Consider the following 21,927-nt stretch of genomic DNA (forward strand, 5'->3'; position numbering starts at 1 on the left):
TCAAAGCAGATGCAGGAACCAGGAGGTTTCTTGCTCGGGCGCGGGGCAGGCAGGAAGCCGGCCGGGCGAGCGTGGCGGGGACGTGGGTGTCGGCATGAAATGGAAGCGTACTGGCAGGGACTTGAGCTTCAGAAGGCGGTAACCGTGGCTCGCGCCTTCGTGGGAGACGTGCCTGGCTCAGACTCGCTAAATTCGGTGCAGCCCTGTCAGTTCTGGTCGCCGATGACGACGCGGGGTCGTTAGTGGTTGTTTAGGCCGCAGTCGAACGGTCCGGACGTGAGTGCCTGACGGCTGTGGATGGGCACGCAGCCCTGGAAGGCCTATCAGCAGCGCCGCCCTGATGTGGTGTGGTCACGGACTTCGCAATGCCTGGCATGTGCCGGCGGTGACTGGGGGTCGGCATCCATGTCTCCTTGATGCCTCTGGCCGCCGGCCCTTCCCTACATAAAGTTTTGCCCCCAACAGCGTGATCTTGTCTTCAACGGTAGGACCGGTTCATAAAGGACGGCCCATGTTCGACACAGGCTTCGCTCAAGACTGGCCCTCTACGAATACCTCACAGGGGCGTTCCTGACAGATAAGACGACACGGTTGTTGGGGCAGACTCCGCGTGGCCGCCAACGACGGAACCCGACCGACAAGCGGCGACTGAGGCCAATGGCGTCAGCCGGAGGCAGGTCAGATGCAGGAGTAGTCATAGTCGAAGCCGCCAGAGATGTATTGGGTGACTGTGACTTTCCCACCTCCGGTGAGCGGCGCTGCGCCACACATCCGCTTTGCCGAGGGCAGTGAACCTGCCCCTGCCAACCAGCTGCTGGACCTGTAAAGCGGGCTAGATGTGGGAACGGTGCCGGCTATTTGCAACCATTGGCTAGGCGTCGAGTAGATTCCGGTGCCTGCACCGATGCTCGTGAAATAAGCCGCCATTCCTTCAAGATCGGCGATGTTCGCAGACTTGTCCGCGGACCAGCTGTTACCGGTTTCGACATCCAGCCACCACGTGTAGGCGCCGGGATTGCTCACCCCCCGGATGTTGGCATCGTCGTATGCCTTTGCGTATCCGTACATGTAAGAGCAGGCAGCGCCGTAAGATCCGCCAGTGCACTGGCCATAGGGGTTGGCCACGGTCGTTCCACCATAGGTGTTGCTGATCGGCCACCAGGATCCGGCGGCCCCGGGATTGGCGGTGTTCACATAGAGCGCGACTTTGGGTTGGCCCGTCCCGCCTGTGGACGAACCAGCCCAGGACATCTCCGTCGCAAGGCACGGATTGGTGGTGTTCGCCAGACCGTTGTTGACTCCGACAATCCCGAAGCTCTGGCCTTTCGGAAGGGGTTTGCCGCATTGTGGCCAGGAGACGTCATTGCCTGTGAAGTTTGTTGCAGCAAGGGCTTCCGTGGGGAAGGCACAGAGCGTCAAAAGTGTTACAAAAACCGCCATCAGAAAATGACGAGACCGGAATGACCGTGACGTGGTGCAGGAGATCTTCACGCTGGCTCCTCGTACGAGCAATTTACCGACCAGCATGACGGCCGCCCACCGACAAGGTCAAGGTATCCAGCCATGGCGTGCCTCATAGGTGGGCTCTTAGCTGTCGTTGGCGTACGGCATATGCAGACGAACGGCGAATGAACCAAAATCTTACTCACGTCCCGCCGCCCAACGACTAGTTCTCGTTCTCCTCGAAGGCGGATGACATAGCCGTCCATTCTCAATGCACTTGGTAGTAGCTATGTGCGAAACTGACAGGTCCATGCCGCAAGGCTTTCCACGACAGACACACTGCAGAACTGCTCAGGTCCGCACGAGACAAGCCCGCGATCAGCTGCGCGTTTCCCTCACCTAACGAGCATCAGGATCAAAGGCCCATACCAGTAACTCGGTCAGGTCGGGGACGGGGCTACATGACGAAGTGGGGCGGACTGTTCAGACAAGTTTGAACGAAGCCCAGGAATTCACGACATCTGCGGTATCGCCGGTTTGGACGGCGTCAACGAGGCTGACCGCTACGGTGTGCACCTTGGTGGGTTCAAAGGTCCCGGCAGGGCAGGCATCGTTGGTAACCAGAGGGAACAGGTACGTTTCCAGGTCCGATGGCACCAAAGCAGGATCTCCCGTCTCCCAAAACCTCCCAGACCATCTGTCGCTGGCCAGCGTCGCTACCATTATGGTCCGCCGGCAATTTCCAGGGAACAAGTGGGTGCGAAAGGGAAACACCGCGGCAGCAGCCTGGGCATCGAGATTAGACAGGACGCCCGGTCAATCGACCCGTTGGATCCAGCTAGGGTCACCGCATGCAGATTGCGTGTGCCGGTTCGAGGCACCACTTGGCCGCGTTGGCCAGGAAGGTTTTAACGATGCTCTGCCGCATGTTGGAGGGGTGCCCCATGTTGGTGTAGACGGTGCGCTGGCCTTTGGGGCGTTCCCATGTCCAGGCGACGGCGGAGGGTGTGGTTTCGTCTTCGGGGTCGACAGGTACGCCCCAGAGGATGGGCTTGCATCTTTCGCTGAGTTCGGTGCGCTAGCCAGGACCGAAGGTGGAAGGATTCAGGGATGTTTTCGAGGATGGGGTGGCCTTGGCTTTCAGCCCACGTGACGCCGGTGCTTGAGGAGTGGCCGTGGTGGCTGATCCGGGGTGATCCGAGAATGTTGCGGCAGAACCGTCGTTCCACTCCGCCCATTTGCTGTCGGCGGGGGTAGTGGAAGGAGTGGCTTGGGGTGCGGAGGCCGATGACGTTGTCGTCTCGGTTGCAGTAGTCGACGATGATGGTGCCGGCTCCGCGTCAAGGGATCAGCGTGCGGCAGTGGTCCGCGGGCTGTTGGTTTCGCGCGGGTCACGCGGCGCATGAACGGTACGCGTGGACAAATGATAAACATATATCGGCACTTCTCGCCCTCCACAGTGGAGGACCAACTGGTCCGCCCTTCATCTGCGCTCGACGGAAAACTCCCTGCAGCATCGAGGACGCTTGTCCGTACAAGAAAAACGCTCGAGTTCAGAAATTGGACGGTCCGGTACCTGAGTAGCGGGGTCCACGATGCTGCACGTCCTTCGGGAGTGGCCACGCCAGGCTCTCGGCGTATCCTCCTGACCCTCGAGGATCCGTTCGCCCTTTGCCCGACGACGCGGGCTCACTCCGCGGGGGCGACCCCGAGGTCCGCGGCGTGGCCGCTGATGGTGCGGGCGAGGTCGATGTCGCGGCTGGTGATCCCGCCGACGTCGTGGCTTGAGAGCGTGACGCCTACCTGGGGGTAGGTGAGGGTGAGATCGGGGTGGTGGTTGGCCTTCTCGGCGGAGGCGCCGATGCGGTTCACGAGTTCGAGCCCTGTGGAGAACTTCCGGGTCTTGAAGGTGGCGGTGAGGGCTTCGCCGGTCAGGTGCCAGCCCGTGAGTCCTGCTTCGGTGAGTTCGGCGGCGGACAGCTTCCGTTGGGGATCAGTCATAGTGCCATCATGGCTCCGGAGGGTTGCCGTGGGCTACCCCAGGAGGCACTACGTCTCCTTGGGTGACCGCCGTCACCGGCGATAGCCGTTGAAACTCGGCACTTGGTGGGGATGACGCCGTCGCGCCGGGGCGGTTGGGGGAAGGTTCAGTCACGATGCCAGGCGCGTCCTTCTCTGAGCCCCTAGACACTATTTAAGGGCCCTACAGCGTATTTTCCGTCAATTGGCAGTGAGAGTTGGGCTGATGGCGGTGCCGTCGGGGTGGAATCGTCGGCTGGCACAGTTATCGGCTACTGGGCGGCGGTGGTAAGCGTATGAATTCGCACTGAAGACGATCGGCGGAGTTTGAAAGTTGACCCCTGCGGAGGGCGTGGACAATGTCCACAATTTTCATATCGGAGTGCCTCGTACCGCCGGCGAACTGCTTCGATTCCGCATATTTTCGCGGATTCCCAGTGCCTGCAGAGGATGGAATGTAGTTCGAGTCCCACCTCGGGCAAAGTGTTTCCGCAGGTCAAGGGCCTCGCGTCTTGCGCCACGCCTCCAAGCATCTCGCACGCAGACCGTTGTTGCGTTTGCGCCGCATCCGGTTCCGGGTGCACTAAAGCGTTGCCTCGAGTACACGCAGAAAAATTGGGACACTCGGGCGCGATGCGGGGTAAGTCTTCCGCAACTTTGTTTTGTTCGTCAGCTGCGCTCCCGCGGGGTGTTGGATTTCAACGTTTCCGCCAACATGCGTCTGTGCGGCGGTCTCGCAGCCTTTAGTGTGCCCCTCGCTCAAGATCTGACAGTTCAGATTCCAGTTGCTGGGTCAGGGTCCGAAGGCGGCGGATGTGCTCTTGGGAGACGCCCCCGGGCTGGGTTGTGACTTGTGCGTCGACGTCGAAGACCGTGTTGGGGCTGTGCCAGACGTTGAACCATTCCAGACCATGGCCCAGGGCGTCGCGGGTAACGCCCTGGAGCAGGAGCAGCGGTTCGCGCGTGTTGATGTTGAGCTTCCCGGCCAGGTCGGGATCCGATGAGACTGCCTGTACTTGGCGGGGTCCGCCGGCGGGGTGGTAGCCGTGGTCCCGCATCAGGTTCAGGAGTGAGGCGTTTTCCAGCAGTTCTGCGGTGAAGTGCGGGAAGAAGTCGCGAGGGACCCAGGTTCGCATGAACGCTACGGGAAGGTCGTCGAGGTAGCGAACCCGCTCGATCTTCCAGGTGTTCGTGGTGTTGAGGGCCTCGATGCCGGCCTTGGGTGGCTCGGATGGTTCCACGGTGAGTACGTGGGTGCGAAGGCGCTGGCCGTGTGCTGCTGCTTGTTCGTCGAGGCCACCGGCGCGCTGAACGTGCCGGCGTAGCACTGGTGTTGCGGCTACGACGCTGCCGCGGCCGCGCTGGCGACGAATCAGGCCCAGGTCGGCGAGGCCGGACAACGCTTGGCGCACGACGCTCCGAGAGACGCCGAACTGCCTCGTCAGCTCATCCTCGGTAGGGAGTGAAGATCCCGGGGAAAGCCCCATCTCTACGATTTGCCGGTGGAGGATATCCCGGATTTGGGCGTGGAGGGGACCTCCGTCTTCCCGGTTCAGAGGGCTGGTACGTCCCGCCTGCTCTGCCGATGTTACTGCTGGTTCCAAACTCACGTTGACTCCTCTGCCCTGTTCAAATCTTAGCCCTCGCCTTCCTGCCCCTCGGCTGAACAGCAATTAGCGGCCTTGACGTGACCCACACCACCGATTATTGTACGTATCAAAGGTACGTACAACTTTGGTTCCGGATCACAGAAGATGCCGTGAACGCGAAGTCCCGAGTCACCTGCTTGAGCCCGCATCGGCGCGTGAGCGAAGTGAAAGTACCTGCAGGTGACAGTCGGATACGTAAGTTTCAAACCCCCACATTGGAGAGTTCCATGCGCGACCCGCGCTCGGTGCGTTGCACCTACTACCTAGAATCCGAAATTGACCCGGAAAAGGCCGCCGCCATCATGGCCGGCGAACAGTCCAGCGGCACCTTCCTGCCGGTGCCGGGCGAATCCGCCAGGATCCGGGAACGGCACGCGGCCCGGATCTCGGATGTGCAGGAACTCGGCTTTTGCCGCCCCTCGCTGCCATCACGGGCCAACCCGGAGAAGGTCCGCGCTGCACTGGTCACCGTTGATTTCCCCATGGAGAATGTCGGCACCGACCTGGCAACGCTTCAGACAGCCATCGCAGGCAATCTCTTCGAACTCGGCGATCTTTACGCCTGCCGCCTTCAGGACATCCAGTTGCCGGAGGACTTCGTCGCCGCCCACCCCGGCCCGGCCTTCGGGATCGAGGGGACCCGAAAGCTCATCAGCGACGTCCAGGGCGTCATGGTCGGCACCATCGTCAAGCCCAACGTCGGGCTTTCCGAAGCGGAATTCCGGCTGGTGGTCCGCGATCTGGCGATGGCGTCCATTGACCTGATCAAGGACGATGAACTCATGACTGACCCGGCCTATCTGCCGCTGGAACGCAGGGTCGCAGTCGCCACCGAAGAGATCCGGGCTGCCGAGCAGGTCACCGGCCACTCAACCATGTACGCCTTCAACATCACCGGTGACCTTGGCGGCCTGCAGAAGCGCCACGATCTGGTCGTCGCGGCCGGCGGGCGCTGCGTGATGCTGAACATTCCCGTGATGGGGCTGCCCGCCCTGGCGATGCTGCGCAGCTTCGCAGAGGTTCCGATCCACGGGCACCGGGCCGGTCTCGCTGCCTCCATGAGGTCCAAGGCCCTGGGCATGGATTACCGGGTCTGGCAGCAGATGGCCCGCCTGGCCGGCGCCGACCACCTGCACGCTTCCGGGCTGGGCAGCAAGTTCTACGAACTCGACGAAGAAGTAGCCTCTAACATCCGCAGCCTGCTCGAACCGCTCGGCCAAACCATCGCACCGCTTCCCGTGTTGTCGTCCGGGCAGAACGTCACCACCCCGGGCCCCACGTTCGACGCGGTGGGTTCCACCGATCTGATGATGCTCGCCGGAGGCGGAGTCGCCGCCCACCCGGACGGACCCGGAGCCGGAGTGCGCAGCCTCCGCCAGGCCTGGGAAGCAGCCGTCGACGGAGTGCCCCTGCAGAGCGCAGCGGACAAACTCGCCCACACCGGGGACGAGGCTCTCCTGCACGCAGTCCAGACATTCACGAAAGGTGCCTGACATGCCCGCTTTCGGTTTCGTCGCCGACGACCTCACCGGAGCCGCCGATGTCCTCGCCCAAGCCCACCGTTACGGGCTCGAAGCCGCGCTCGTCATCGGAGACGCCCCACTGCCCTTGGACACAGACGTCGTCGGGTTCGCCGGGCCGGCCCGTTCCCTGTCCGGCACGGCCTTCGACAACCTGGTCACCCGTGACCTTGCAGGCATCGCCACGCTGAACCTGGAGGTCCTGCTCTACAAGGTCTGCTCCACCTTCGACAGTTCCACCACCATCGGGAGCATCGGCCGCGGTATCCACCTGCTCCACCAGCAGTTCCCGCTGCACGGACCCATCCCGGTAGTACCGGCCCAACCCGCTTTCGGCCGCTACACTGCCTTCAGCAACCACTACGCAACCTACGCCGGCAAGATCTACCGGCTGGACCGTCACCCGGTCATGTCCCGCCACCCTTCAACGCCCATGTCCGAAGCGGACCTGCGTCAGGTCCTGGCTGAACAGTTCGGCGACGACCAGGTACCGGGGGCCATCCATCTGCCGGCTTATGACGACGGAACCTTCAAGGACGCCTGGGCGGACCGGAGGCGGGAACCCGGGGCGCAGGCCTTCGTGGTCGACGCCGTCGACGAACACCACATGGACGCCGTCGCAGAAGCACTCACCCGGGAAGAACACGGTCACGGTCCCTCAATCGTGGTCGGATCCGGGGGCATCATGGCCGCGCTGGCCCGGTCCATCTCGGACCAGGCTGCACGCACCCCCGGCCCGCAGAAGCCATCGGGACCGGTGCTGGCCGTCAGCGCCTCGGCCTCCAGCACCACAGCGGAGCAGATCAACGACGCAACCTCCAATGGCTGGGAGGACGTCCCGGTCCCTGCCGAGCTGCTGCAGCGCGACGACCCCGCATTGGTTGCGGCCCTGGATGAGCGGGTTTCCGCCGCGCTCCGGGCAGGGCGCAATGTCGTCGTTCACACCACCCGCGGGGCGGCAGACCCACGCTACGGAGCAAGCACACCAGTGGACGCCGGCTACGTCGGCACCTTGATCGGCGGCATCGCTGCCCGCATGGCCGATGTCGGGCTCACGCGGGACATCGCCGTCTGTGGCGGCGATACCTCCAGCCACGCACTCATCGCCATGGGCGTGCGCCAACTGCGGGTATCCGACCAGTTCGTCACCGCCGGCCCCATCCTTCGCGCCGATGGTGCCTCCGCCGTCGGCGGATGCCGGCTCCTGCTCAAAGGCGGACAGGTCGGACCCACCGATATCCTGCGCCGCTTCGCCGGACAGACCCCCAGCTGACACTCCACACAATCTCCTCCACGCATCAAGAACCAGTGAAAGGCGGCCCCCAATGCGGGCAGTAGTCAAAAATGCAGCCGAACGAGGCGTAACGTACGTCACGGACGCCGGCGACCCCAAGGCAACAGAAGGCTCCGTCGTCATCGAAGTCGGCGCAGCCTCCCTGTGCGGCACGGACCGTGAACTTTACGAATGGACCCCCTCCGCCCAGGCCTTCAACCTCAACCTCCCGGTCATCCTCGGCCACGAAGGCGCAGGAACCATCGTCGAGGTCGGCCCCGGAGTCAGCGGACTGAAGGTGGGCGACCAGGTCGCCCTCGAAAGCCACCTGACCTGCGGCCAATGCTTTCCCTGCCGCACCGGGGACGCCCACACCTGCGAACGCACCGGCATCCTCGGCATGCACATCGACGGCGTCTTCGCCGAATACGCCGCCGTCCCCCAGGACATCTGCGTCAAGCTCCCCACCGGCCTGTCCCTCGAATCCGGCGCACTGCTCGAAGCCGCCGGCGTCGCCGTCCACGCCATCCAGCGCGCCAACTACTCCGTCGCCGGCAGGGCAGTACTCGTCAGTGGCGCAGGCCCCGTCGGCCTCGTCGTCGTGAACCTGGCACTGCTCATGGGAGCCTCCCACGTCATCGCCGTCGACCCCAACCCCTACCGCCGCGCCCAAGCCGAAAAGCTCGGCGCGACCGCCCTGCACCCCAACGACGGCATCGTTGAGCGCTGCCGCGAACTCACCGGCCGCCGCGGCGGATTCGACGTTGCCTTCGAATGCTCCGGAGCCCCCGGCACCCTGACCACTCTCTTCGAAGCCGTCCGACGCGAAGCCACCGTCATCACCGTCGGACACCCCAGCCGCCCGGCAGAGGTCGACATCGCGGCCTACATCAACAAAAAGGGCATCACCCTGCGCGGCATATTCGGCCGCAGGCTCTGGGAAACCTGGGAACAGAGCCTGCTGCTGCTGAACTCCGGAAAGCTCGAGCTCGACTGGCTCATCACCCACCGCAAGAAGCTCAGCGAGATCGACGACGCAGTGGAACTGCTCACCGGCGACGCCTGCAAAGTCCTGCTCATCCCTGGCCTCGGCTAACCCCACAAGCAACGGAACTGACGGACCGAACCGCAGTTCCCAACCACTCAGCTATTCAATAGGAGAAATCAATGTCGATTCCCATCAAGAAAGCTCTGGAGAAGGTCCCCGGCGGCATGATGCTGGTGCCCCTCGGCATCGGCGCCGTCATCCACACCCTGGCCCCGGACGCTGGTAAGTTCTTCGGATCCTTCACCGGAGCCTTCTTCACCGGCCTGGCGCCGCTGCTCGCCGTGTTCTTCGTCTGCCTCGGCGCCACTCTCGAGGTCAAATCAACGCCCTACATCCTCAAAAAGGGCGGCGTGCTCCTCGGCTCCAAAATCCTCTTCGCGATCCTCATCGGCGTGATCGCCGGGCGCTTCCTCGGCGAGGCCCCCATCGACTCCGGAATCCTCGCCGGCCTGTCCACCCTCGCGTTGGTTGCTGCCCTTAACGACACCAACGGCGGGCTCTACATCTCCCTCATGGGCCAGTTCGGCCGCAAGCGCGACGCTGGCGCCTACTCCATCCTGTCCTTGGAATCGGGCCCCTTCCTGACCATGGTCACCCTTGGCATCGCCGGCCTGTCAGCCTTCCCCTGGCAGGCACTCGTCGGCGCCATCCTCCCGCTGGCACTGGGCATGCTCCTCGGGAACCTGGATAAAAATATGAGGAGCCTCCTGGCCCCACTGGTACCGGCCATGGTCCCGTTCCTGGGCCTGGCCCTCGGCCTGACCATCAACCTCAACGCAGTCGTTGAAGCAGGGCTGCTCGGCATCGCACTCGGCCTGTTCGTGGTCTTCGTCGGCGGAGCAGTGCTGCTCCTCGCCGACAAACTCACCGGTGGCGACGGCGTCGCCGGCCTCGCCGCAGCAACCACCGCCGGCAACGCAGCCCTCGTCCCCGCCATCATCGCCACAGCCAACCCTGTCTACGCCCCGGCCGCCGACCACGCCACCGTCCTCGTGGCAGCATCAGTCGTCGTCTCCGCTGTGCTCTGCCCGATCGTAACGTCAGCATGGGCAAAAAGGGTGCAGAAAAGGGCCCGTCTCCAGGAGTCAGACGACAACTCCCGCGAACAGGAGGCACCAACCCCCAAGCACGCAGGTAGTACTCCGGAACTGACCTAGCAGTACTAAAGGAAATGAGCGGGGCGTGCACAGAGCACGCCCCGCTTCCTTACATCCACATCTGTCACAAATGCCGCCAGCCAAGGCGGCAGTAGGGACGAAAGGCGTCCCACCTGAAGCTGAGCGCCAGGCGGAAACCAGTAAGAAAGGAACAACAATGATTGCGGACGCCCAAATGGCTGACCTGTCTACGGCGGCAGTCGGAGCCGGCCCATTGAGCTATCACAACTGGGTCCACTTAAACCCCGGCGACCGAGTGATTGTGAAACGACACGGATTCGCTCCCGAACAAGGCACCTTGGACGAAATCAGCGAGGACGCCAGCTACTTCTGGGTCTGGATCGACGGCCAAAGTCGAATCCTGATCTTCTACGGCGACGGATCCACCATCCACAAACAGCTTGGCTAGAGGTTCCCTTCGCATTCCTGGGTGAGTACCAAGGCGCGTCGGTTTGCCAGCTCACGGGGGAGGGTCATGGCTGCGACTGCTCGGCGCACCAGAGGAAGTCGCCCGGGCCATCCTTTTCCTGGCAAACCCGGACAACCTCACCGGCACATCCCTGGACGGGGCAGGCGGAGCCCACTCGGTTACCCGGGAGCGGCTCCGCGCACTGGGGCTCACGTCGTCAGCCCGGCAGTATGACCTGAACTTGGTCCGTGATGTGTCTTGACGTAGGAAGTTGCTGCTCTAGACGGATGCTCCATATGTACGTGAGGGTAGCTCGACAGCAGATGTCAGTTCGTCCAGGGTCGGCGGGTTCGCCCCAGGGCGCTGCACGGTGATCGCCGCTGCTGTGGCTGCGGTGCGTCCGAGTTGCTCCAGGACGGTGGGGGCGAAGCCCTCGGTGCCGCGGGTGAGGAGGCCCATGATGAGCGCGGCCATGAAAGAGTCACCGGCGCCTATGGTGTCCGCGACTGTGGCTTTGACGGCGGGGATGGTGATGCGTGCGTCCGGGGAGGTGAACTGGGAGCCTTCGGCTCCCTTGGTGATCACTGCCAACCCGGCGCCCAGTCGGAGGATGTGGTCAGCGGTTTCCTCCAATGTTCGCCGGGGGTAGAGCCAGCGGGCGTCCTCGTCGCTGAGTTTGACGACGTCGGTCAGGGAGACGAGTTCTTCAAAGATCCCTTTCGCTTCGGCGTGGCTGCCGAGCAGGGAGGGCCTGATATTCGGATCGTAGGTGATGGTGGACTGCGTGTGGGCTTGTTCGAGCAGGGCTTTGACCGCACCGGCCCCGGGGTCCAGGAAGGTGGCTATGGAACCGGTGTGCAGAATTTTGGGAAAGCAGGCGGGCGTAGTTGTTGGCAGGTCCCAGTGGATGTCGAAGTCGTATGCGGCGGATCCGCCGGGTGCAAGGGTTGCGGTTGCTGTTGCCGTGCGGGTGAGGGATTTTGATCCGGGCAGGAGAGCTACTCCTGCCCGCCGGAGGTGGTCCTCTATCGATACTCCCCGGGCGTCGGGTGCGATGGCCGTGAGCAGGCCGGTATGCACGCCAAGACGTCCGAGTCCGTAGGCCACATTGGCGGGAGATCCGCCGGGATGCTCCACCTGGCTGTCCGGGGTGGTGACCACGTCGATCAGTGCTTCACCGACAACGACGGCGTCAAGGGGCTTCTGGGCTTCTTGGCGGGCTGCTTTGGGATGTTCCATGCTTTGCCTCTCGGGGCAGGAGTCGGGGTCATTTGGCGGTCGTGGTCGGACTGCGGAAGGCGGCGCCGAGTCGTGGGTCTAAGGTCTGGCTGTGAGTTTCAAGGGCGGGTAAGGAAGGACTCGACCTTTTCCGGGTCCCTCTCGACCACGGGGCCGAGGATCCCATCGGCTTCTGCGAGCAGCTTCGGGTCCAGCCTTGCCCCGGACGCCTTCGTGTTGTCGACGAGTTGTTCGGGGCGTGAGGCGCCGACAATCGCCGCGGACACGTTGGGGTTTTGCAGTACCCAGGCGACGGCGAATGCCGACATGGACAGTCCGGCTTCCGCGGCCAGCGGCAGGAGTCGCTGGACGCGGGTGAGGATGTCGTGGCCAAGAAAGCGGTGGTCATCCTTGAGCTTTCCGTCGGGGCCGCGGAAACGGGAGCCCTGTGGAACTGCTTGCCCGGGTGCGTATTTGCCGGTGAGGACTCCCTGGGCGAGGGGAGACCAGCAGATTTGTCCAATCCCCAGGTCCTCGCTGAGGGGGGACAACCTGTGCTTCGATGACGCGCCAGAGCATGGAGTACTGGGGCTGGTTGGAGACGAGCTGAACGCCGTGTTCCTTTGCCAGGGCAGCCCCGGCGCTGATTTCGTCGGCCGTCCATTCGGACACTCCGATGTAGTGTGCTTTTCCGGCCCTGACGATGTCGGCGAAGGCCTGCATGGTCTCTTCCAGCGGCGTCTCGTAGTCGTAGCGGTGTGCCTGGTAGAGGTCCACGTAATCGGTCTGGAGCCGGCGAAGGGAGCCGTTCATTGACTCCATGATGTGTTTGCGTGAAAGGCCGCGGTCGTTTCGGCCTTCCCCGGTGGGGAAGTAGACCTTGGTACAGATTTCAACGCTCTCGCGCCTGACCCCTGCAAGTGCCTCGCCGAGAGTTGATTCCGCCCGGGTTCCGGCGTATGCGTCGGCGGTGTCGAAGGTGGTGATTCCCAGGTCCATAGCCTGCTGGACACAGGCTGTGGCGGTGTCCTGGTCGATTTGCTCCCCGTGGGTGTACCAGTTGCCGTAGGCGATCTCGCTGAGGTACATTCCGGACGAGCCAAGCTTGCGGTATTCCACTACGCGTTGTCCTGTCCGACGGCAACCAGCTGTAGAAGTGCCTCGGCTGAACCGTTGGCGGAGAACAGGGTGATGGCCGTTTGGGCCGGGTCCGGGAAGATCAACTCGGTAAGAGTCACGAGGCCGTCCTGCGCGAAGACCTCGACGGAGCAGTGGTCAATAAAGATCCGCAGCGAATAGGTACCGTCCAATGCCCGCAAGGGTGCTTTGCTGACAGAAGGAAATGCCGGGTGGAAGCCGGAGTCGCCGGAGTTCGTCCGGTCCAGCACCAGTTCGCCCGCTCCAGGGCTGATGCTGATCCGGGTACCGGAGGAACCGGCCGCTCCGTCAGTTGCGCCACGGACCACGAGACCGAACTCGTCGGCCGTTCCGGGCGTAAAGGTGACGTCGACCAGCTGCACTGCTGCGCCGCCGTCGACCGCCACCGTCCCGCTCAGGGACACCCACTGCGCCGGCCCGGGCAGCGACTCTGCGGTGCACTCGGGGGCTGGCTGTTGCACAAGCCGCGGCTGTCCGTCCACCATGGCCAAGGAAACTTCCCGGACAAGGCTCATGGGGCTGCGCCAGGGTGAGGTGGGAATCTGGTTGGCATATTGCCAGTTGTTCATCCAGCCGATCATGAGCCTGCGGCCGTCCGGGACGTTGCTGAAGGACACGGCAGCGTAGAAGTCCCGGCCCCAGTCCAGCCACTGGTACTGATCTACCAGCCCGGGGTCCTGCATGCCCTCGGTGAGGGTCGTTTCGGAACGGAAGCTCACGCCGTCGAACTCTCCCACGAAGTACTGTCCGGCGGAGCCCCCGTTGGGGCCGCCGGGATTCATGTTCACGGTAAGGACCCATTTTGTAGTCCCGGGAAGACCGTCGACCGGCAGCTCGAAGAGGTCGGGGCATTCCCAGATCCCGCCGGTGCCGTTTGCCGGACCGAATGTGCTCAGGTAGTCCCAGCTCCGGAGGTCGTCGGAGCGGTAGAGAAGCACGGCGAAATCGTGGGCTTCGACGGCGGCCATCACCCAGTAGCTGCCGGCGGGGCCGTTGTAGCGGAAGACTTTGGGGTCGCGGAATTCGGGGGAGTTCCTGGTCAGGACAGGGTTGCCCGAGTATTTGGTCCAGGAGTAGCCGCCGTCGATGCTCCAGGCGAGGGACTGGGCCTGGATGCCGGGATGGGCCGAACCGGGCTTGTAGGCACTGGTGTAGATGGCCACCAGTGGTGCAACGCCTCCCACGCCCAAACCAGAGGAATTCCCATGGTCCACCACGATGCTGCCCGAAAAGATCTCCTCGATGTCGTCACACGGGATGGCGACCTGATGCTCTTCCCAGTTGACGAGGTCGGTGGAGGTGGCGTGCCCCCATGACATGTTGCTGTGGACGTTCCCGAAGGGATTGTTCTGGTAGTAAAGGTGGTAAATGCCCTCATGGAAAACCAGGCCGTTGGGATCGTTGAGCCAGGTGTCCTTGGCCGTGTAGTGCATCGCAGGGCGATAAGCCTCAAGGGTGGGCGCAACGGTGTTCATGGAGCAGGTCTCATTTCATGGATGTGGCCCGTTCGCGTGGGGCCGGAAAATTTTAACGGGGCAGGCCGGGGACCGGGCACGGACGTTCCGTGCCCGGTCCGCTGTGGGAAATCAGATGGTCAGGAGTTGTCCTTGAACCGGTCGTATGCCTGCTGGTACACGTCGATCATTGTGTCGACGCCGACGTTCTTCAGCTGCGAAACGTAGCCGTCCCACTCCTGGTCGATGCCGCCGGAGACAATCCATCTAGCAGTGTTCTGCTTCACGAGAGTGGCAACGTCGGTCTCAATGGTGCTGATCTGCTGGAGTTCTTCGTTGGAGAGCGCCACTGGCGGGTATCCATCGTTTGCGGGGAACGGCTTGTAGTTTTCTTCAACCGTCTTCTGGCGTTCAGCGGCCCGGGGCTCGGGCGCTACGACTTTCTGGAAGTTTTCTGCGGTGTTGGCCTTGGGGCCTCCCGGTGCCACTTTTTGGCGTCGTTCGCCTTCACTCGTACCGGCCGGCGCAGGAATCTGGGTCAGCAGGCCGGTTGCCGGGTCTTTCTGCAGGGTCTCGCCGATGGGGCCCCAGTTGGCCTGGGCTGACTGGATGGGGTCATAGAGGTTGTCGGCCCAGCGCATGGTTGCGGCGGGGTACTTATCGGCCCGGGTGATAGCGAAGGCTCCGCGGGCAATTTCCTGGTTGTTGGACTGGCTGGCCAGCCTCTTGCCATCCACCCCCTCGAGCACGGGCAGCAGTTTGTAGTCGCCGGCGCGGTCAGCACCGACCATTTCCTTGATTTCCCACCAGACGAAGGAGCCGAGGTTTTCTGTTCCGGCCTTTCCCTTGGCCAGGTAGGCCTTGTCATCCTGCGAGAAGGATTCGGGATCGATCAGGCCTTCCTGGTACCACTGGTGCAGGGTCTGGATGGCTTTCTTGTAGCCGTCCTGGGTGGCCGTGTAGATGACTTTGCCGTCCTGGACGATGCGGTGGTCCATGTTGTCCGGAACCCCGCCAAGAGCTGCGATGAGGTCGACGATGTCCCCGCACCAGGAATTGGGCATGAAGCTCAAGGGGATGGTCTTGCCGGTGCCGGAGGCATCCTTGGTTTTGAAGGCGAGCAGGGCGTCGTGCAGTTCGTTTACGGTCTTCGGCATCGGGATGCCGAGCTTGTCCAGCCATGCGGTATTGATGGCCATCTCGTTGGGGAATTGGACCAGGCCGAGTTCCTCGATGGAGGGCAGCGAGTAGATGTGCCCGTCCGATGAAGTGATGGCGGCCTTGATGTCCGGCCGGGCTGCGAGGAGCTTGGAAAGGTTGGGTGCGTTCTTCTCGATCAAGCCTTCGAGCGGAATGAGTGTGCCGTTTGCCGAGTAGGTGCCGATTTCGGCGTCGGTGAGGCCGCTGTTGAAAAAGGCGTCAGGGAGGTCGCCGCTGGCGAGGATCAGGTTCTTCTTTTCCTTGAAGACAGTCTCCGGGAGGTTCTGCCAGTCGATGTGGATGTTGGTGTCCTTTTCCCACTGCTGCACCAGAGTCATGGTGCTGTAGTCGGGAGCGAGGGCGGTCTTTGTTCCGGAGAACTTCAGGGTCAGCTGGTTCTTGACGATGGGGAAGCCGGTTTCCTGGAACCCGGCTTCTGCCGAGGAGTCCTTGATGTCGCCGGTTCCCTTGGAGTTGCCCGAGCATGCGGTGAACAGCATCGTTCCTGCCATGAGGGTGCCGAGGATGGCGAGTTTGCGGCTTGTAGCCATGGGTCGTTTCCTTTTCTGGTTTGCGGGGGAGGGGGGATAACGGCGGAAGGTGGGTACCGCCGTCGGTCATTAGCGTCTGGTTCCGGGGCCTAGCTCTTGACGGCGCCGATCATGGTGCCTTTGGTGAAGTGTTTTTGCATGAAGGGCAACGCAATCATCAGCGGCAGGCTCGAGACGACGATCATGGCGTACTTGGTCAGCTCACCGATGCGCTGCGCGGCGGCGTAGGACTCGATGTCGCCGCCGGTGGTGCCGGCGGAGGAGACATCGGACTGGATGAGGATGTTTCGCAGCACGAGCTGCAGGGGGTATTTGGTGTCGTCGTTGAGGAAGATCAATGCGTCAAAGAACGAATTCCAGTGCGCCACCACATGGACCATGATCATGAGCATGATGAGCGGCTTGGACAGGGGGAGCACCATCTTGAAGAAGAAGGTGAAATCGTTGGCGCCGTCCATCTGGGCAGCTTCCCGGAGCTCCCCGGGGATGGTGTTCTCGAAGAAGGACCGGGCGATAATCAGGTTCCAGACTCCCACTGCCCCTGGCAGCACGACTGCCCAGACAGTGTCCAGCATGCCCAGGTCCCGCACTACCAGGTACTTGGTGATCAGACCGCCGTCGAAGAACATGGTGATGACGAAGAGCAGCATCAGGAACTTCCTGCCCGGCATGTCCTTGCGGGACAGCGCGTAGGCACCGAACAGGATGGTGGTCACGCTGATCGCCGTCCCCAGGACCGTGTAGATGACCGTGTTGCCCAGGCCATTCCAGATCCGGCTGTCCGCGAGGATCCGCTGGTATCCCTCCAGCGTGACCCCGGAGGGGAACAGCCATACTTTGCCTTCGTAAACGGCGTTGGGATCGCTGATCGAGGCGATGACGATGAAGTACAAGGGATAGACGACGGCGACGATGGACAGCGTCAGGATGGTGACGGACGCGACGTTGAAGGCGGAGTCGGCCCATTTGTCGCGGAACGACGTCGTCCGCCTGCGAAGGGGTTGGGGTTGATTGACGGGGGCCGGGGCGGCCACGGTTTCGGTGTTCAGGGACATGACGGCATCACCACAGGGTTGCTTGGTTGGCCCGGCGCGCTACCCAGTTGAAGGTCAGCAGCAACACGAGGTTGAGGACGGAATTGAACAGGCCAATGGCGGCCGAGTAGCTGAACTGCGCCTGCTGCAGGCCTGCGTGGTAGACGTACGTTTGGATGATTTCCGACGTCGGCAGGTTCAGGTTTGTTTGCATCAGCAGGGCTTTTTCGAATCCCACGTTGAGCAGGTTCCCGATGGCGAGGATGAACAGCACCGTTATGACGGGCTTGATGCCGGGCAGGTCGACGTGCCGGATGCGTTGCAGCTTGGAGGCGCCGTCAACCTTGGCGGCGTCGTGCAGTGCGGGGTCGATCCCGGACAAGGCAGCCAGATACACGATCATGGAAAAGCCCGCGTTTTGCCACACATCTGAAATGACGTAGACGGGCCGGAACCACTCCGGGGAGCCCATGAAGAAGACCGGTTGGCCGCCTGCCAGTTGAATGGCGTTGTTGACCAGGCCCGACCGCGGGGAAAGCAGGACGAACATGATGCCCACAACGACCACCGTCGAGATGAAGGCCGGCGAATAGAGCACGGTTTGGGTGAACTTCTTGAACCGTTCGCTCTGGAGTTGGTTGACCAGGAGCGCGAGGATGATCGGAATGGGGAAGGCCAGCAACAGGCCCAGGACAGCGATCCAGAGGGTGTTACCAACCACCTGGCTGAACTGGTAGGAGTTGACGAACCGAATGAAGTGCTGCAGTCCTACCCAGGGGCTTCCGGTGAATCCATCCACGGGGTTGTAGTTGCGGAAAGCTATTTGTACCCCGTACATCGGCCAATACTTGAAAACGGCGATGTAGAGGAGCGACGGGATTAGTAATACGTATAACTGCCACGCCCTCGCCACTCTCTTCAGGCGCAGCGAAAAGGCCTTCCGTTGGCGCGTTCGAGCCGGGGACGCCGGGGGCGCTGCCGGCGTGGGCCGAGCCAGGACGCGGCTCATGGCTTCTCCTTTGGATGTGTCACTGAGTTCCGTTCAATCAGCGGGCAGGTCATGAACTCGACCCGCCCGTCAGGTTCGGCGCCCTGCAGGATGAGGTCAACGGCACGGCGCCCCATCTCGACAAAAGGCAGCTCTAGAGTGGTGAGTCCCGGCCTCAGGTGCGGGGCCAGGGTCTCCTGGTTGTCGAAGCCGACGATGGATACATCGCCGGGGATCGAAAGGTGCAGCTCCGCGGCGGCCTGGTAGGCCCCCCACGCGGTGCGGTCATTGGCGCAGAAGATGGCGGTCGGAGGCTTGCCGGATGTCAGCAACTCCGTCGCATAGGTGAAACCGTCGTCTTCGTTGCCGGTGCCGAAGCGGACCAGCTCCGATGAAACCGGGATGCCGGCCTCGGTCATTGCCTTGGTGTAACCGTTGAAGCGTCCCACGGCTGCGGGGAGTTCACTTTCCAGGGTTTCGATGTTGATCATCGCTACCTGCGTATGTCCGGCTTCGATGAGGTGTCGGGTGGCGGTGTAACCCCCCAGTTCCTCATCCGGGGCGACGCTGGGAAGGCGCAGCTTTCGGTCCTGGGAATTCAGCACCACGGAGGGGACGGCCTCCAGCGCTTCGGGGACATCGAGCCGGCGGTGGTACATCCCCGCGTAAACGACGCCGGCAACCTTGTAGGAGAGCATGGAATCCAGCGACGCTGATTCCAGTGCCTTGTCTCCGCCGGTGTTCATGGTCAGCAGAAGCAAGCCGTCTTCCCATGCGCGTTCCTGTGCACCTTCAATGATCTTTCCTGCGAAAGGTGTGGTGGCAACGGCGTCACCAAGGAACCCGATGATTCCGGAAATGCCTTCCCGGAGGGTTTTGGCGTGGGCGTTAGTACGGTAGCCAAGCTGCTGCACCGCGTCCTTCACCCGCTGGCGGGTTTCGTCCGAGAACCTGGAGCCGGACGCTGAATTCAGGACCAGGGAGACGGTGGCCTGGGAAACTCCTGCGGCAGCCGCCACGTCATGCATGGTGGGTCCGGAGTGGGGGCGGGACCGGGCCATGGGCACCTCCTTGGGCCATTGGTTATTCGTATCAGTTATTCGTATAACCGACAGAAAGAACAGTAACGTGCACCACACGGCGGCGTCAAGATGTTACTTATTCAGCCTGCACGCGGTCCCAGTGGTTGCAGGGCATGGAATGTGGGAGGCGGCATACTCATCCCAAGCAGGCCCGACTCTCATTTCTGTGTGCGTTGGCGGTAGTGCCGCGGGGTTTCTCCCGTGTCGTTGAGGAAGTGTCGGTTGAAATTGGAGAGGTTGGTGAAGCCGACTTCATAGCAAATGTCTGACACCGCCTTATCGCTCCGCTCGAGCAGGCGCCGGGCATGTGCCAGGCGCAGTTTCCGGACCAGGTCACTGAAGTTCTGGCCGGTGGCGCGCTTGAAGTACTTGGAAAAGGTGGGCTCCGGCATCCCCACTAGGGCAGCAGCCTCGGACATCCGGACGCTGCCGGAGTGATTGCTGAACACGTACTCCAGGACAAGGTCGACGACGGCGGCGGCCTGTCCGTCCAGCTGCGGCCTGAACCATTCTTCCGCAAGATACCGGCGGTCACCTTCCGGCGCCGCGGCAAGGAGTGCGAACAATTCAAACAGGTGCTGGAGTCGCTCCAGGCCTGTGGTCTGGCCCATGGCCTCAATGGCCGCCGCCGCTGCCACTGCGGTTTGTCCCAGGAATTCGATGCCACGCGCTGACTGTTCGAGCAACGGACGGACCTCGGCCAGCTCGGGGACCACGCCGGCCGCCTGCTCCACCCACTTCCCGTCGAACTGGATGACAGCGTCCCGGTTCTCCAGTACTTCGCCGGGCTCAAGGTCGCTGACCCAGTCGTGCGGCAGGCCAGACCCCACGATCGACACGTGGCCGGCCTCAAAGGTGCCGATGTGGTCGCCGACGATGAATTTTCCGGTGCCTTTGCGGATGAGGTGGATCTCGTACTCAGGATGGTAGTTCCACCGCGCCAGCGGGCTTGGGTAGCTGTGCTGGTGCCACCGCACCGAGTGGTTGGGATCCGGGGGAATGACTTCGCGGTTGGCCCGCATCCCCAGAAGTCTTTCGGCCAGCCGGGCAGTCGCTTCCTCGGCATCATCCACTGTGGCCATGGCAGTCTCCGTGTATCCGGTGGTTATGAATTTTGGACAGCATCCCCTGCGCCCTCACCAGCGTACCGGCTGATGAGGCTTATCAAATCGGAAAATAAGTATCAGAAACGGGCAACGGTGACGCTAGTTGTGGCACATCCCGCACACCTACAGTTGAGGAACAAGAGCACGGCACCGGGATTCTGGAGGCCGGCCGCACACCAGACCGGCACCCTGACGCAGCAGTCGGGTGCATCTGCCCTGAATCTTCCTGAAGAACAAAGGAGTCCTTAATGCGCCCGAAAACGCGCGCTGCCGCCCTGTCCGCCGGAGCCCTCTGCATCGCTCTGGGCGCCACCGCCTGCACAGGTGCCGGCGGAGGCAATTCCGCCGGCAACCCCAACAGCATCAACGTCCTGATGGTCAACAACCCCCAAATGGAGGACCTGCAGAAGCTCACCGCAGACAACTTCACCAAAGAAACCGGCATCAACGTCAACTTCACGATCCTGCCGGAGAACGACGTCCGGGCCAAGATCAGCCAGGAGTTCTCCAGCCAGGCCGGTCAATACGATGTCGCATCGCTGTCCAACTACGAAATCCCGTTCTATTCCGCCAACGGCTGGCTGGCACCGCTGGACAGCGTGGCCAAGGACCCCGGCTTCGACCAGGCGGATATCCTCCCCGCTTACACTGCTTCCCTCACCGGTACGGACGGCAGGCTCTACGGCGAACCGTTCTATGGTGAATCGTCCTTCCTGATGTACCGGCAGGACATCCTCGAGGCCAAAGGTCTCACCATGCCGGACAAACCCACCTGGGACCAAGTGGCCGACATCGCGGCGAAAGTAGACGGCGCAGCACCCGGCATGAAAGGCATCTTCCTGCGCGGCCAGCCCGGCTGGGGCCAGGTCTTCGCGCCCCTGACCACAGTGGTGAACACCTTCGGCGGCACCTGGTTCGACAAGGACTGGAACGCCCAGGTCAACAGCCCGGAGTTCGCCGCCGCCACCGAGTTCTACACCAACCTGGTCCGCCAACACGGTGAAGCAGGAGCCGCCCAGGCAGGCTTCACCGAGTGCCTGAACAACATGAGCCAGGGCAAGACGGCCATGTGGTACGACGCAACCTCGGCCGCGGGTGCCCTTGAATCCGGCTCCTCTCCGGTCAAAGGCAAGATCGGCTACGCCCAGGCTCCCATTAAGGAGACCAAGTCCTCGGGCTGGCTCTGGACCTGGTCCTGGGCCATGCAGGCGGCCTCCAGGAAACAGGATGCCGCCGGGAAGTTCGTGGCCTGGGCCAGCTCCAAAGAGTACGAACATCTCGTGGCGTCCAAGCTCGGCTGGGCCAAAGTCCCCTCCGGCAAACGCGTCTCCACCTATGAAAATGCGGAATTCCAGAAGGCTGCCCCCTTCTTCACCGCGGAGCGGTTCGCCATCGAGAACGCCGATCCCAAGAACCCGGGCACCCAGCCGCGACCCGCCGTCGGAATCCAGTTTGTGGGCATCCCCGAGTTCGCTGCCCTGGGCGCCAACGTTTCGCAGGGCGTCAGTTCCGCCATCGCGGGGCAGACAACGGTGGCTGACGCTTTGGCCAAGGGCCAGGACGCCGCCCAAAAAATCGGCAACAAGTACAAGTAGCACCAACCGAACCGCAGGAGAAT

At 62.6% G+C, this 21,927-nt stretch carries 17 protein-coding genes and 1 pseudogene; 6 read left to right on the plus strand and 12 right to left on the minus strand.

Annotated elements, in window-relative coordinates; genetic code table 11:
* Positions 1–678: 678 nt before the first annotated feature.
* The 4 genes from AB0280_RS01740 to AB0280_RS01755 all read right to left on the minus strand — a co-directional run bounded on the left by AB0280_RS01740 (position 679) and on the right by AB0280_RS01755 (position 5,072).
* The gene (locus AB0280_RS01740) at positions 679–1,491 is read right to left on the minus strand and encodes a hypothetical protein (protein WP_307489875.1); all 813 of its coding nucleotides are present in this window, start codon (positions 1,489–1,491) and stop codon (positions 679–681) included.
* 435 nt (positions 1,492–1,926) lie between these two features.
* A complete protein-coding gene (locus tag AB0280_RS01745; RefSeq protein WP_307489878.1) occupies positions 1,927–2,100 on the minus strand; it encodes a hypothetical protein in 174 nt (57 codons plus the stop codon).
* 1,032 nt (positions 2,101–3,132) lie between these two features.
* Positions 3,133–3,444, minus strand: a complete 312-nt coding sequence (locus AB0280_RS01750) for a 4a-hydroxytetrahydrobiopterin dehydratase (protein WP_307489880.1) — start codon at positions 3,442–3,444, stop codon at positions 3,133–3,135.
* Positions 3,445–4,205: 761 nt separating this feature from the next.
* The gene (locus tag AB0280_RS01755; RefSeq protein ID WP_307489883.1) at positions 4,206–5,072 is read right to left on the minus strand and encodes a GntR family transcriptional regulator; all 867 of its coding nucleotides are present in this window, start codon (positions 5,070–5,072) and stop codon (positions 4,206–4,208) included.
* 266 nt (positions 5,073–5,338) lie between these two features.
* Between AB0280_RS01755 and AB0280_RS01760 the strand changes: the two genes are divergently transcribed.
* The 5 genes from AB0280_RS01760 to AB0280_RS01780 all read left to right on the plus strand — a co-directional run bounded on the left by AB0280_RS01760 (position 5,339) and on the right by AB0280_RS01780 (position 10,780).
* On the plus strand, positions 5,339–6,604 hold the full coding sequence (locus AB0280_RS01760; protein ID WP_366366094.1) for a RuBisCO large subunit C-terminal-like domain-containing protein: 1,266 nt from the start codon (positions 5,339–5,341) through the stop codon (positions 6,602–6,604).
* Between the two features lies 1 nt (position 6,605).
* Complete coding sequence (locus tag AB0280_RS01765) at positions 6,606–7,904, plus strand: four-carbon acid sugar kinase family protein (protein WP_366366095.1); 1,299 nt, start codon at positions 6,606–6,608, stop codon at positions 7,902–7,904.
* A gap of 52 nt (positions 7,905–7,956) precedes the next feature.
* On the plus strand, positions 7,957–9,000 hold the full coding sequence (locus tag AB0280_RS01770; RefSeq protein ID WP_366366096.1) for a zinc-dependent alcohol dehydrogenase: 1,044 nt from the start codon (positions 7,957–7,959) through the stop codon (positions 8,998–9,000).
* Between the two features lie 71 nt (positions 9,001–9,071).
* Positions 9,072–10,109, plus strand: a complete 1,038-nt coding sequence (locus AB0280_RS01775; RefSeq protein ID WP_307489891.1) for a 2-keto-3-deoxygluconate permease — start codon at positions 9,072–9,074, stop codon at positions 10,107–10,109.
* A 452-nt stretch (positions 10,110–10,561) separates the two neighbouring features.
* A complete protein-coding gene (locus AB0280_RS01780) occupies positions 10,562–10,780 on the plus strand; it encodes a hypothetical protein (protein ID WP_307489893.1) in 219 nt (72 codons plus the stop codon).
* Positions 10,781–10,797: 17 nt separating this feature from the next.
* Here AB0280_RS01780 and AB0280_RS01785 read toward each other — a convergent pair whose 3' ends face one another.
* The 8 genes and pseudogenes from AB0280_RS01785 to AB0280_RS01820 form a co-directional block, all read right to left on the minus strand.
* Positions 10,798–11,757 carry a PfkB family carbohydrate kinase gene (locus AB0280_RS01785; RefSeq protein WP_307489895.1) on the minus strand — a complete coding sequence of 320 codons (960 nt, stop codon included), beginning with the start codon at positions 11,755–11,757 and terminating at the stop codon, positions 10,798–10,800.
* Between the two features lie 98 nt (positions 11,758–11,855).
* Positions 11,856–12,855: pseudogene (locus AB0280_RS01790) on the minus strand (aldo/keto reductase family protein).
* Positions 12,855–14,369, minus strand: a complete 1,515-nt coding sequence (locus tag AB0280_RS01795; protein WP_366366097.1) for a glycoside hydrolase family 32 protein — start codon at positions 14,367–14,369, stop codon at positions 12,855–12,857. Before AB0280_RS01795 ends, AB0280_RS01790 begins: the two are co-directional and overlap by 1 nt.
* Before the next feature lie 119 nt (positions 14,370–14,488).
* Complete coding sequence (locus AB0280_RS01800; protein WP_366366098.1) at positions 14,489–16,099, minus strand: ABC transporter substrate-binding protein; 1,611 nt, start codon at positions 16,097–16,099, stop codon at positions 14,489–14,491.
* Between the two features lie 89 nt (positions 16,100–16,188).
* Entirely contained in the window at positions 16,189–17,154 is a 966-nt protein-coding gene (locus tag AB0280_RS01805) for a carbohydrate ABC transporter permease (protein ID WP_307489902.1), read from the minus strand.
* Positions 17,155–17,161: 7 nt separating this feature from the next.
* Positions 17,162–17,971 (minus strand): ABC transporter permease, encoded by an 810-nt coding sequence (locus AB0280_RS01810; protein ID WP_307489904.1) that lies wholly within the window; start codon positions 17,969–17,971, stop codon positions 17,162–17,164.
* A 167-nt stretch (positions 17,972–18,138) separates the two neighbouring features.
* Positions 18,139–19,182, minus strand: coding sequence for a LacI family DNA-binding transcriptional regulator (locus AB0280_RS01815; RefSeq protein ID WP_307489906.1), 1,044 nt, complete (start codon positions 19,180–19,182; stop codon positions 18,139–18,141).
* Positions 19,183–19,361: 179 nt separating this feature from the next.
* Positions 19,362–20,285 (minus strand): AraC family transcriptional regulator, encoded by a 924-nt coding sequence (locus tag AB0280_RS01820; RefSeq protein WP_307489908.1) that lies wholly within the window; start codon positions 20,283–20,285, stop codon positions 19,362–19,364.
* A 272-nt stretch (positions 20,286–20,557) separates the two neighbouring features.
* Here AB0280_RS01820 and AB0280_RS01825 point away from each other — a divergent pair, with 272 nt between their 5' ends.
* The gene (locus tag AB0280_RS01825) at positions 20,558–21,904 is read left to right on the plus strand and encodes an ABC transporter substrate-binding protein (protein WP_366366099.1); all 1,347 of its coding nucleotides are present in this window, start codon (positions 20,558–20,560) and stop codon (positions 21,902–21,904) included.
* Positions 21,905–21,927 lie beyond the last annotated feature (23 nt).

Origin of the sequence: Pseudarthrobacter sp. 902506025, assembly GCF_040702325.1 — a bacterium.
GTDB lineage: Bacteria > Actinomycetota > Actinomycetes > Actinomycetales > Micrococcaceae > Arthrobacter.

Coding starts and splice junctions, on each gene's coding strand:
- AB0280_RS01750 (WP_307489880.1), bottom strand. CDS start 3,444: ATGACTGATCCCCAACGGAAGCTGTCCGCCGCCGAACTCACCGAAGCA.
- AB0280_RS01760 (WP_366366094.1), top strand. CDS start 5,339: ATGCGCGACCCGCGCTCGGTGCGTTGCACCTACTACCTAGAATCCGAA.
- AB0280_RS01765 (WP_366366095.1), top strand. CDS start 6,606: ATGCCCGCTTTCGGTTTCGTCGCCGACGACCTCACCGGAGCCGCCGAT.
- AB0280_RS01770 (WP_366366096.1), top strand. CDS start 7,957: ATGCGGGCAGTAGTCAAAAATGCAGCCGAACGAGGCGTAACGTACGTC.
- AB0280_RS01775 (WP_307489891.1), top strand. CDS start 9,072: ATGTCGATTCCCATCAAGAAAGCTCTGGAGAAGGTCCCCGGCGGCATG.
- AB0280_RS01785 (WP_307489895.1), bottom strand. CDS start 11,757: ATGGAACATCCCAAAGCAGCCCGCCAAGAAGCCCAGAAGCCCCTTGAC.
- AB0280_RS01795 (WP_366366097.1), bottom strand. CDS start 14,369: ATGAACACCGTTGCGCCCACCCTTGAGGCTTATCGCCCTGCGATGCAC.
- AB0280_RS01800 (WP_366366098.1), bottom strand. CDS start 16,099: ATGGCTACAAGCCGCAAACTCGCCATCCTCGGCACCCTCATGGCAGGA.
- AB0280_RS01805 (WP_307489902.1), bottom strand. CDS start 17,154: ATGTCCCTGAACACCGAAACCGTGGCCGCCCCGGCCCCCGTCAATCAA.
- AB0280_RS01810 (WP_307489904.1), bottom strand. CDS start 17,971: ATGTACGGGGTACAAATAGCTTTCCGCAACTACAACCCCGTGGATGGA.
- AB0280_RS01815 (WP_307489906.1), bottom strand. CDS start 19,182: ATGGCCCGGTCCCGCCCCCACTCCGGACCCACCATGCATGACGTGGCG.
- AB0280_RS01820 (WP_307489908.1), bottom strand. CDS start 20,285: ATGGCCACAGTGGATGATGCCGAGGAAGCGACTGCCCGGCTGGCCGAA.
- AB0280_RS01825 (WP_366366099.1), top strand. CDS start 20,558: ATGCGCCCGAAAACGCGCGCTGCCGCCCTGTCCGCCGGAGCCCTCTGC.